This is a genomic window from Acinetobacter sp. P1(2023) (assembly GCF_028367635.1).
Taxonomy (GTDB): Bacteria; Pseudomonadota; Gammaproteobacteria; order Pseudomonadales; family Moraxellaceae; genus Acinetobacter; species Acinetobacter pittii_E.
On the sequence record NZ_JAQNDD010000001.1, the window covers coordinates 592,099 to 604,215 of the forward strand.

Below are 12,117 nucleotides of genomic sequence, written 5' to 3' on the forward strand. Positions count from 1 at the left end.
AAGTACTGTACTTATGCGCATCATCCTATCCTTAAGAACCTTTGATTTCACCTCTTTATTTCAGAAGTTATCTTCAAAAATTCATTGATTTTTACATATCATACTTGTTATTGATTGAACGTTCAATCAATAACAAGTATGATAAAAAAGTGCTATGATGCTCTGCAAGTTAACATGTTGAATTTTAAGCACCCCTAAAAAGTGCTGATGTGGACAACCATGACAAAACGCAGAGTAAAACCAGAACATGTGCGACGTGAAGAAATCATGAACGCTGCACTCGACGTAATTTATGAAGTGGGGTTATCCAATACCACCATTGCACAAATTGCAAAAAAAGCCGAGTTGTCGACCGGCATTGTCAGCCATTATTTTGGTGACAAACAAGGGTTGATAAATACCTGTATGCAAGAAATGTTAAATGTTCTGCGTCGTAAAACCGAACAGTACAGAGCAGAAGCAGATTCGCATCCAGAGAGCCAGATTAAGGCCATTATCGACTCTAACTTTGACATTAGTCAGGTCAATGAAAAAGCAATGCGGGTCTGGTTAGACTTTTGGTCAGCAAGTATGCATGTACCAGACTTAAGCCGCTTACAAAAGATTAATGATCAACGCCTGTACTCCAACTTGAAGTTTTATTTCCTCAAGTTAATGAATGAACAACAGGCCAGTGTTGCCGCTAGAGGGTTGGCAGCATTGATTGATGGATTATGGTTACGAGGCAGTTTAAGCCGTCATAACGAATTTGACAGCAACCTTGCTCGTTCCATTGCTTACGATTATGTACAAACGCAATTGCAATTTGCGAACAAGCCTTTGCAGGAGAGACAAAATGAGTGATGTACAAGTTCATCAGTTGTATATCCATGGACGCTACGTTAAAGCAACCAGTGGTAAAACATTTAATAGTATTAACCCTGCCAACGGCGAAACAATCGCGACTCTTCAGCAAGCTTCTGAACAAGATATTGAAGCTGCTGTACAAAGTGCCCAACAAGGACAAAAAATCTGGGCTGCCATGACTGCCATGGAGCGTTCACGTATTTTACGTCGTGCTGTCGACATTCTTCGTGAACGAAATGATGAGCTTGCCCGTCTTGAAACTCTCGACACAGGTAAAGCCTATAGCGAAACATCGACAGTTGATATTGTGACTGGTGCAGATGTACTCGAGTACTACGCAGGACTTGCAACAGCCATTCAAGGTGAACAAGTTCCGCTTCGCGAATCTAGTTTCTTTTATACACGCCGTGAACCTTTAGGCGTGGTTGCCGGTATTGGTGCTTGGAACTATCCAATTCAAATCGCTTTATGGAAATCTGCCCCTGCTCTTGCAGCCGGCAATGCCATGATTTTCAAACCAAGTGAAACCACTCCCCTTACTGCATTTAAACTTGCAGAAATCTATACTGAAGCTGGCTTACCAGACGGCGTATTTAACGTTGTACAAGGTGCTGGCCGTGAAATTGGTCAGTGGCTCACTGAACATCCTGTGATTGAAAAAATCTCATTCACAGGCGGCGTGGAAACCGGCAAAAAAGTTATGGCAAGCGCTGCTGGCTCTACGCTGAAAGAAGTGACCATGGAACTCGGCGGTAAATCTCCACTGATTATTTGTGAAGATGCCGACCTTAACCGTGCCGCAGATATTGCAGTTATGGCGAACTTCTTTAGCTCAGGTCAGGTATGTACTAACGGTACACGCGTATTTGTTCCAAAATCACTTTTAGCAGATTTTGAAAAAGCTGTTGTAGAGCGTGTACAACGTATTCGCATTGGCGACCCAATGGCTGAAGATACGAACTTTGGTCCACTCACTAGCTTCCCTCATATGGAAAAAGTGTTGTCTTTCATTGAGTCAGGCAAACAACAAGGCGCTAAAGTGTTAATCGGTGGTGGGCGTGCGACTGAAGGCGAACTTGCCAAAGGTGCTTATGTATTACCGACAGTATTTAGCGACTGCACTGACCAGATGGCCATTGTTCAAGAAGAAATTTTTGGACCTGTCATGAGCATTTTAAGCTATGAAACCGAAGAAGAAGTCATCCGTCGTGCTAACGACACGACCTTTGGTTTAGCTGCTGGCGTTGTCACTCAAGACATTAGCCGCGCTCATCGCATTATTCACCAGATTGAAGCAGGTATTTGCTGGATTAACACTTGGGGTGAATCACCTGCCGAAATGCCAGTCGGTGGCTACAAGCAATCTGGTGTGGGCCGCGAAAATGGCTTAACCACACTTGGGCACTATACCCGTATCAAATCTATTCAAGTTGAACTTGGCGATTATCAAAGCATTTTTTAATGCCTCAATCGCTCTAAAACCTTCAACCTAAATCACATATGCCGGGCAGTCTTTATAGATTGCTCAGGCAAACTGTTAGTAAAAAAAGGATAGTTATGAATATTAAAGAATATGATTACATTATTATTGGCGCAGGATCTGCCGGAAATGTACTCGCTGCGCGTCTTACTGAAGACAAAGATACCACCGTTTTATTATTAGAAGCGGGTGGCCCCGATTACCGCTTGGATTTCCGTACACAAATGCCGGCAGCTTTGGCCTACCCTCTTCAAGGTCGTCGCTATAACTGGGCTTATTTAACTGACCCAGAACCACATATGAATAACCGCCGTATGGAGTGTGGTCGTGGTAAAGGTTTAGGTGGCTCATCTTTAATTAATGGCATGTGCTATATCCGTGGTAACGCAATGGATTTAGAGCAATGGTCAACCCATAAAGGCCTTGAAAACTGGACTTATGCCGACTGTTTGCCTTACTACAAAAAAGCCGAGACTCGTGACATTGGTGGCAACGACTACCATGGTGATAGTGGGCCTGTATCAGTGGCTACACCTAAAAATGGCAACAATGTATTGTTCCATGCCATGGTTGAAGCAGGTGTACAAGCAGGTTACCCACGTACTGATGACTTAAATGGTTATCAACAAGAAGGCTTTGGTCCAATGGACCGTACGGTTACCCCCAAAGGTCGCCGCTCAAGCACTGCACGTGGCTATTTGGATATGGCAAAAGGTCGTCCAAATCTGACTATTTTGACTCATGCTACAACCAACAAAATCTTGTTTAATCAAAAACAAGCGGTTGGTGTTGAATACATTATTGGTGCTGACCAAAACAATTTACAACGCGCATTAGTTAAACGCGAAGTATTACTATGTGCGGGCGCAATTGCTTCACCACAAATTTTACAGCGCTCGGGTGTTGGTCAAAGTACCTTCTTAAAATCAATGGACATTGATGTAGTACATGATTTGCCTGGTGTAGGTGAAAACCTGCAAGACCACTTGGAAATGTACTTGCAATATAAATGTAAGCAGCCCGTTTCTTTATACCCAGCCTTGAAATGGTATAACCAACCTGCGATTGGTGCCAAGTGGTTATTTAATGGTACAGGTATTGGTGCAAGTAACCAGTTTGAAGCAGGCGGATTTATCCGTAGTTCGGATGAGTTTACATGGCCAAACATTCAGTACCATTTCTTGCCGGTTGCCATTAACTACAACGGTAGTAATGCAGTGAAAGAACATGGTTTCCAAGCTCACGTTGGTTCAATGCGTTCGCCTTCACGCGGTCGAATCAAACTTAAATCGAAGGATCCGTTTGAACATCCAAGTATCTTGTTTAACTATATGTCGACTGAACAAGACTGGCGCGAATTCCGTGATGCAATTCGTATCACTCGTGAAATCATGCAGCAACCTGCACTTGACCCATATCGTGGTGAAGAAATTAGTCCGGGTAAACATTTACAATCTGATGCAGAGCTTGATGACTTTGTTCGTAACCATGCAGAAACAGCTTACCACCCTTCTTGTAGCTGTAAGATGGGCGAAGACGAAATGGCTGTTGTAGATGGTCAAGGCCGTGTACATGGTATGCATGGTTTGCGTGTAGTTGATGCCTCAATTATGCCGCTCATTATTACCGGTAACTTAAACGCAACTACCATTATGATTGCCGAGAAAATTGCAGACCAAATTCGTGGACGTGAAGCGTTACCACGCTCAACTGCACCTTTCTATGTAGCGTCATAAAACTTTAAAGGGTATATTTCTTATACAGAGATATGCCCTTAATTTAAATCTATAGAGTCAATATTAATAAGAACGATGTATGACAGAAAATAAGCATTTATAAGCAGCTTGTTTACACAAATATGGCATGTAATAAAAATTAATCTATTTTTATAGGCAAATTTCCCTCAAGTGATTTAACTTTAATCAAATTAAAATTATTGTTTTACTTTCAAATATTTAAATAAAAATATTTAACTTAAATTAACTTATTAAAACTAAATTTGGTTAAATATAAATCATATTTATGATTTTGATGAACCCCATTTATTATAAAAATTGTCTTGTCAATGCAAAATTAGTCTAAAATATAGTGTGTTTGCGATAATGCCCAGTCATTTTTATTTTTTTCGAAGTTCTCGAATTTTGAGAATTCACTTTCGCATTTATATCCATTTTGTCTGGATACGCTGTCTAGGTTTCCTCACACCTTAAGTGACTCAAATAACTTATTTTAAGGTCCCCCTTACATGAAAAAGTTTTTGAAATACCTTCTGGTATTAATCATTCTTATTTTAATTGCAGGTATTGTTTTCTTGTTTAGACCAACTGCGTCAAAACAAGTAGAAACTGCAAAAGATGAGCCAGTTGTTGATGCTGTTCTTGTTGGCGGCGGCATCATGAGTGCCACTCTCGGTACTTATTTCACTGAGCTTGAACCAAACTGGCAAATTCGTATGTATGAACGTCTTGACCAAGTTGCTCAAGAAAGTTCAAACGGCTTTAACAATGCCGGAACAGGCCACTCTGGCTTTATGGAAATGAACTATACCGAAGAGAAAAACGGTAAGATGGAAATTGCCAAAGCTGAAAAAGTTGCTTCTCAATTTGAAGTTGCTAAACAGTTCTGGTCACATCAGGTAAAACAAGGCGTTTTAGCTGAACCAAAATCATTCATTAATCCAGTTCCGCACATTGCTTTCGTTTGGGGCGATAACGTTCAATTCTTAGAAAAACGTTATGCTGCCATGATCCAAAGCCCGCTGTTTAAAGGCATGAAATTTACTGAAGACCCAGCTGTAATTAAACAATGGGCACCTTTAGTGATGAATGACCGTGACCCTAGTCAAAAAGTTGCAGCAACCCGTATGGATGTTGGCTCTGACGTTAACTATGGTTCAATCACTAAACAATTAGTGAGTCATTTAAATCAAAACCCTAATTTCAAATTACAGACTTCAACTGAAGTGACTGGCATCAGCCAAAATGATGACAAAACTTGGACAGTGGCTTTCAAAAATTTGAAAACTGGTAAAGTAGATCACGTTAAAACACGTTTTGTATTTATCGGTGCAGGTGGTGCAGCAGTTAAATTATTGCAACTTACTGGTTTACCAGAAGCGAAACAATATGCGGGCTTCCCTGTTGGTGGTGAGTTCTTAATTACTGATAATCCAAAAATTACTGCAGAACATACAGCGAAAGTATATGGCCGTGCTGAACTTGGTGCGCCTCCAATGTCTGTACCACATATTGATACACGTTATATCGACGGTAAAAAATATGTATTGTTTGGACCATTTGCAACATATTCAAACAAGTTCCTGAAAAATGGTTCTCAGCTTGACTTGCTTGCATCAACAAACAAAAGCAACGTTTTACCAATGACCACTGTTGGTTTGGAAAACCTTGATCTTGTTAAATACTTGGTAAGCCAAGTCATGATGTCAGATGAAGACCGTCTCAATGAACTTCGTAAATACTACCCAGATGCGAAAGCTGAAGACTGGCGTTTAAGCCAAGGTGGTCAACGTGTTCAGATCATCAAAAAAGAACCAGGTAAACCAGCAACGCTTCAATTCGGTACAGAAATCTTTGCGTCTAAAGATGGTGCTGTAACTGCATTGTTAGGTGCGTCTCCAGGTGCTTCGACTTCTCCATACATCATGCTTAACTTGCTTGAAAAAGCTTTCCCTCAGCAAACTGAAGGTAAATGGAACCAGAAGCTTCATGAGATTGTACTGTCTTATAAACAAGACTTAAGCAAAGACCCTGTGTTACTCGACAAAGTTCGTCAATACACAAGTTCTACGCTTGGCTTGAACTATACATCTCCGTTCAAAGCTGCAAACGATGAAACTGCTGCTGCCCCAGTTGCAAAAGCAAACTAAGTTTGACGATGTATAAGTAAAATACCAAAAGGATGAATTTCGATTCGTCCTTTTGTTTTTTAAGCCCTCACTTGAGATATTTAGATTCGCTATGACGCCTTTAAACACATCATCTAGCCTCTTGTCATTTAGTTTTAAGCTCATGCTTGTTTTGCTGCTGGCTTATCTTTTGTTAAGCGGGTTTTATATGTGGATGATTGGCGGTACAGCGATTTATGTCAGCTCAGCTGTATTACTTACTATCACTGCTTATGCATTTAAGCTCGGTAAATATCAAAAGCTATGTTCTGTTCTAAATCTGCTCATCAGTGCTGTTGCATTACATTTCAGTACTGCTCATCTATTTTTCTCCCCTGTTCAGTTCTTTATATTTTTACCTGCCCTGTTTTTTGTTTTATTGGCTTTTGCTCGCCTAGAAAAAGTTCGTGGCTTATCTAAAGTTTTAATATTCATCAGTTTATTGATTTGGTGTAGCATACACTTTACACAGCTCGAACAACTTCAAGCCTATTATAAAACGCAGCACACGGGTGAAAGCTGGCAACAATATGGCGCGCTATAAGATCATTTTTTATTCTGTATTTTTAAATAAAAATATTTTCAGTTTCACATGAAGTTCATCAGTAAAACTGAACATCGTTTACAGAATTCCTCTTAAGAAAAATTATTCATAACAATCTAATTTATTTAGAAATATATCGAGCATATTAGCGATTGAACACGATTCATCTACACGCTAGATTAGCTGAATTATGTTTCTCCCTTTATGTTGTAATTTATGAAAATTTTAGATGGCGGTTTAGGCCGTGAATTGGCCCGCCGTGGTGCTCCGTTTCGTCAACCAGAGTGGTCTGCACTTGCACTCATTGAAGCCCCTGAAACAGTAAAAGAAGTACATCTCGATTTTATTAACGCTGGTTCAGAAGTGATTACCACCAATAACTACGCTGTTGTGCCATTTCATATTGGTCAAGAACGCTTTGAAACTGACGGCGTACGCTTAATTAAAGTCGCTATCGAGCAAGCAAAAAATGCAGTTAAAGAAAGCGGCAAAAATGTCAAAATTGCTGGCTGTTTACCACCGTTATTTGGTTCTTACCGTGCGGACTTGTTCCAACCTGAACAAGCTAAAAACCTTGCTGAACCCATCATTAACACCTTGGCGCCAGAAGTAGATTTTTGGCTCGCTGAAACCCAATCTTGCTTAAAAGAAGTTGAAACAGTGCATGCGTTATTACCTCAAGATGGTAAGGACTATTGGGTGTCATTTACGCTGCAAGATGAAATTAAACAAGAACAAGCACTACTTCGTTCTGGCGAAAACATGCAACAAGCAGCTGATTTCATTAAACAATCAAATGCCAAAGCTGTATTGTTTAACTGCTGCCAACCTGAAGTGATCTTGCAAGCAATTAATGAAATTAAAGGACTTATTCCAGAGTCTGTACAAATTGGTGCCTATGCCAACGCTTTCCCACCACAAGATGAAAGTGCTACTGCCAACGATGGTCTGGATGAAATTCGTAAAGACTTAGATGCGCCTGCTTATCTTGGTTTTGCTAAGCAATGGCAGCAAGCAGGTGCAAGCCTAGTCGGCGGTTGCTGCGGTATTGGCCCAGAACACATTGCTGAACTTTCTCAATTTTTTAAAGAATAAATACCATGTCTGCTGCCAAAATTGGATTGTTGTCGCTTACAGCGCTGGTATTTAGCTCTATGGTGGGGTCAGGCGTTTTTAGCCTTCCCCAAAACATGGCTCAGGTTGCCAACGGCTCTGCCCTTCTTGTTGCATGGCTCATTACCGGAGTCGGCATTATTTTCTTAGCCCTCACGCTATTACATTTAACCCGCCAACGACCAGATCTAGATGGCGGTATTTATAACTATGCGCGCGAAGGCTTTGGAGACCTGATTGGTTTTTGCTCGGCGTGGGGCTATTGGTTGTGTACCACCATTGGTATTGTCGGCTATGTCGTCATTGCCTTTTCTGGCGTCGGCATGTTTACCGACAGTAAAGACCATATTATTTTTGGTGAAGGTAATACGCTTTACTCGCTGATTGGTTCAAGCATTTTTGTATGGCTGGTACACTGGTTAGTAAGCCGAGGCATTAAAGAAGCTGCGATTGTGAATTTACTGGCAACCATTGCCAAAATCATTCCAATGGTGGTTTTTATCTTCTTTACCTTTATTGCCTTTAAGTTTGATTTGTTCAAACTCAACCTACATGATTTTTCTTTGCAAGTTCCGCTTTGGCAGCAAGTAAAAGACCTGATGCTGATTACCCTTTGGGTATTTACTGGTATTGAAGGTGCAGTGGTTTTATCATCACGTGCAAAAAAACGTCATGACATTGGTAAGGCGACCATTTTAGGTGTGTTACTGGCGTTAAGTTTTTACGTCATGGTGACGGTATTGGCTTACGGTGTAGTCAGTCGTGAAGCGCTTGCTGGCATGCACAACCCTTCTATGGCTACTATTTTGCAGCAATTGATCGGCTTGCCGGGTACCATCATTATTACTATCGGGCTGATTATTTCCGTTGCATCGTCTTATTTAAGTTGGACGTTATTTGCTACTGAAATTCCATTTTTGGCTGCAAAAAATGGTGCATTTCCTAAATTATTTTTAAAGAATAATCAGAACAATGTACCTATTTCATCCCTTTGGCTAACAACGCTTGTGGTACAAGGCTCACTCATTGCCGTGTATTTTTTCAATAAAAACTACACCCAGCTTTTATTGATTTCATCAGTGATGATTTTACTGCCTTATTTTCTGGTGTCGGCTTTTTATCTTAAAGAATCCATTCGCCACAAACGCACGCCGCATATTGCCATTGCAAGTGTCGCTTCAATCTATGCACTTTGGTTGCTCTATGCAGCAGGATTAGACTTATTACTCTTGTCTGGTGTGTTGTATTTAGTCGGTCTGGTTATTTTTTCAATCAGCTATTTTGAGCACAAAAAATCGCTCAAACAAAATCAGCTTAATTAATTATTTTAACCACTGTTGACTCAGTTCAGCAGTGGTTTTCTAAAAACAAAAATTTCTATTTTGAAGGCTGCGACTGCTTTAAGTGTAATCGCAAAATACGGCGTAGTTCTAAAATTGCCTCAGGGCTAGTTTGAATCGAATGCCCACCCTTAATTATCAACTCCGACTGTTCACCACCTAAATGCGAACTTTGATACGGCACAATCCCATCGCTGCTTTTTAACTTATCAGTCGTGCCATCAATATTGCCCATAATCGAATGATAGACCACTTGTGGCGATGGTTGAATGGCTTGGGTAAGCTGCATAAAGTTAGAAGAACGACTTAAATTACTTGCCCCGTTTTCAATTAAGCCCTTTCTGAGTTTGGTATTTTTCTCATCTCTCATTTCAACAGCAATAAAAAAATCAGCAGGCAAACGAATAACACGGCGCGCAATTTGGGTAAACCATCGGTCAGCGTAGTCAGTACCATGATGCGGTGCCGATACAAAAATAACCCGCTTAAAATAAGGCAAAGCTTTGAACTGAAAGCGCTCTCGAATAACAGGATTTTCTTTTAAACGGTTTAACTGCGCCTCATTCATTTTTTGTATGGCTTGCTCTGAAACATCTGCATCGCTTACCAATAGGCGGCTAATCACTCCGCCCATACTATGCCCAACCAGCACGGCATCCTGTGCGGCATAGCTGTCTTTGGCAACGTTTTGAAAAGCTTGATTCAGCAAAGAATAAATCTGAAAACGACTTTCAAAAATCGGCATATTGGTTGAATAAAACACCTGCCAAACTTGGTAGTTTTGTCTTAATTCGGCATCGCCCATAATGTCATTGGTTAGGCTCACCCAAGCCTCGGGGCTACTCGCCAAACCATGAATAAACACAATGATTTTCTTATTTGGGTTAAAAGGTTCCAGCATATATAAATGCGGCATGATCAAATTGGCTTCTTTATTAATTAAGGACCAATAGCCTGCTGCACCTAAATTATATTTCGACAGCCAAAGCCCATAAGGCGCCGAATAGTTGGCAGTGAGCGGATAGTCCATACCTTCAACCTTTACGCGGTCTTGCCGATATGGATCAAACATGGCAATTTCTAACTCTGCCCCTGCAATGACCTGATCTGCTGTGGCTTTTTGTTTTGGATAAGCGATGGCAGTAACCGGAAAGAAGCGTGGTAAATGTATGTTGGGATTATTCTGCTGAGCATAAAAAGCATCTGGGTCTAAAATGAAGCCGTGATTTACATCATGCTCTTTACGCCCGACAATAAACTCTGCCCCTAAACCATCCTTACGGTTGACGGTATTAAAACCAGAAAAGTTCATGTTATAGCTTGAGCGAAAAGTATCGACTTCAATTTTTTGTACATCTACGGCATGGTCAAAATTGACGTGGTACTCATGCTCGTCTGCTTTCAGCAACGGTGGAAAACGATGCGTATTTAAATGATTAAAATACGTGGTCATGAGCTTCGACAAGGCAACGTTATAAAAAATACGCACCTGATTTTGGCGATGGTCAAATACCCGATCGAACGGTGACTCTTCAGAGTCAAATAAATAGACATAGCTATAGCGTAAGCTTTTATCAAACAGCGCTAACTCTTGCTCAATACAACTGCTACTTTTATTAATGACATTACACTGGCTACTACGTCCGACGTCTAAAGCCTTGGCTAAATAGATTTCACTCAGCGCAGCATAGCGTTCTTCTCGGCTGCTATTTTCAGACAAGCTCTGAATTTTATTTAAACAATCATCAAAATTTTGCAGACAAGACTTTTCATCTTTTTTGACCAAATACAGTAAGTTTTGGGTTTGATGGCTTAAGGTGCCATCGGTCAGAATACTTTCATTCTTACTTTTTAAAGCATTGCTTAAATTACTTTCTTTTAAATGAATAACCTGACAGCCACTGAGCAAAGCCATTATTGTTATCACTAAATAATGGTAAGACTTTGTCATTGTGCCTTCCTTAATCGAATATATTCCCCATCTGGTCATTATGCCTGTAAAGCAGTGAACGAACAATTTTGTCTCAGCTTCTGTTTTTCTTTAATGCGAAAAAAGCCTGAACTCATTTTAATTCAGGCTAATTTATTCTTTTTTCTCATTAAGCTTGGTTAAACTTTTGCTGTGAAGCTAAATATGAAAAATACAAAATGGGTAAGATAAACGGCGCTACACTCCAAAAATCAAAATAGACATAGAGTACCGCTCCCAAGAAAGCACCAATGACAAAGCCAATCACAATACTGGCGCTTTTTAAAAAACTAGCCCGATTAGCTGCATTATTGTTTTTAAGCAAGTTGGCAATATCAATCCCGAGCTGCGTGGTGTTGCCGGTCATCATGGTACTTGGGCTAATATTTTTAATGAGCGTTTTGCTAGAAGTATTACGAATAGCCAAAGCAATTAAACCTAGTCCGCCTGTCACTGCAACTGTTAGCGCGTCCGGATTTTTAAATGGCTCGAAATAAAGGCCTGCAACCATGAAGGCACATAGAAAAATGGCTTCAAATAAAAATAAATAAGACAGCGTTTTATGCTTGACCTGACTGCGGTCAATTAACAGTTTGGTAATCACTACTGTCAAAATAAATAGCGGGATAGCGGCGAGCTTGATCCATAGACCTGAGCCGCCTTTAACCCATGCAGCGCCTGCCAACACTAAGTTCCCCGTCACATGCGCGGTAAAAAAACCAAACAATGCAATAAAGCCAATGGTGTCAATTGCCCCGCCCACCATGGTCAGCAAAACAGGATCTCGACATATGGCCCAAGTACTTTGTTTCTCTTGTTGCATTGAGGTATCAGGCATAAGCTGCATCCTATTATTTTAAAGTCATTAATTCAGTACAAAGATGTTTTAAATATTTAAAAACAAATCAAAACTAAAGCGTT

The 12,117-nt window shown here is 40.5% G+C and carries 9 protein-coding genes; 7 read left to right on the plus strand and 2 right to left on the minus strand.

Annotation, left to right across the window (positions count from 1 at the left end; translation table 11 throughout):
* Positions 1-219: 219 nt before the first annotated feature.
* The 7 genes from betI to POD11_RS02765 all read left to right on the plus strand — a co-directional run bounded on the left by betI (position 220) and on the right by POD11_RS02765 (position 9,209).
* Positions 220-843 (plus strand): transcriptional regulator BetI, encoded by a 624-nt coding sequence (gene betI / locus POD11_RS02735; RefSeq protein ID WP_016141953.1) that lies wholly within the window; start codon positions 220-222, stop codon positions 841-843.
* Positions 836-2,308, plus strand: a complete 1,473-nt coding sequence (gene betB / locus POD11_RS02740) for a betaine-aldehyde dehydrogenase (protein WP_016141954.1) — start codon at positions 836-838, stop codon at positions 2,306-2,308. Before betI ends, betB begins: the two co-directional genes overlap by 8 nt.
* 95 nt (positions 2,309-2,403) lie before the next feature.
* Entirely contained in the window at positions 2,404-4,062 is a 1,659-nt protein-coding gene (gene betA, locus POD11_RS02745) for a choline dehydrogenase (RefSeq protein ID WP_262456216.1), read from the plus strand.
* A gap of 509 nt (positions 4,063-4,571) precedes the next feature.
* Positions 4,572-6,212: a malate dehydrogenase (quinone) gene (mqo, locus tag POD11_RS02750; RefSeq protein ID WP_262456217.1), complete on the plus strand. Its 1,641-nt coding sequence runs from the start codon at positions 4,572-4,574 to the stop codon at positions 6,210-6,212.
* Positions 6,213-6,303: 91 nt separating this feature from the next.
* Positions 6,304-6,774: a hypothetical protein gene (locus POD11_RS02755; protein WP_262456218.1), complete on the plus strand. Its 471-nt coding sequence runs from the start codon at positions 6,304-6,306 to the stop codon at positions 6,772-6,774.
* Positions 6,775-6,990: 216 nt separating this feature from the next.
* Positions 6,991-7,869 (plus strand): homocysteine S-methyltransferase family protein, encoded by an 879-nt coding sequence (locus POD11_RS02760; protein ID WP_262456220.1) that lies wholly within the window; start codon positions 6,991-6,993, stop codon positions 7,867-7,869.
* Between the two features lie 5 nt (positions 7,870-7,874).
* Positions 7,875-9,209 carry a basic amino acid/polyamine antiporter gene (locus POD11_RS02765; protein WP_216966990.1) on the plus strand — a complete coding sequence of 445 codons (1,335 nt, stop codon included), beginning with the start codon at positions 7,875-7,877 and terminating at the stop codon, positions 9,207-9,209.
* Positions 9,210-9,264: 55 nt separating this feature from the next.
* On the opposite strand, the gene POD11_RS02770 is transcribed toward POD11_RS02765, so the two are convergent.
* Entirely contained in the window at positions 9,265-11,178 is a 1,914-nt protein-coding gene (locus POD11_RS02770) for an esterase/lipase family protein (protein WP_262456225.1), read from the minus strand.
* Between the two features lie 148 nt (positions 11,179-11,326).
* Complete coding sequence (locus POD11_RS02775) at positions 11,327-12,034, minus strand: YoaK family protein (RefSeq protein WP_239975531.1); 708 nt, start codon at positions 12,032-12,034, stop codon at positions 11,327-11,329.
* Positions 12,035-12,117: the final 83 nt, after the last annotated feature.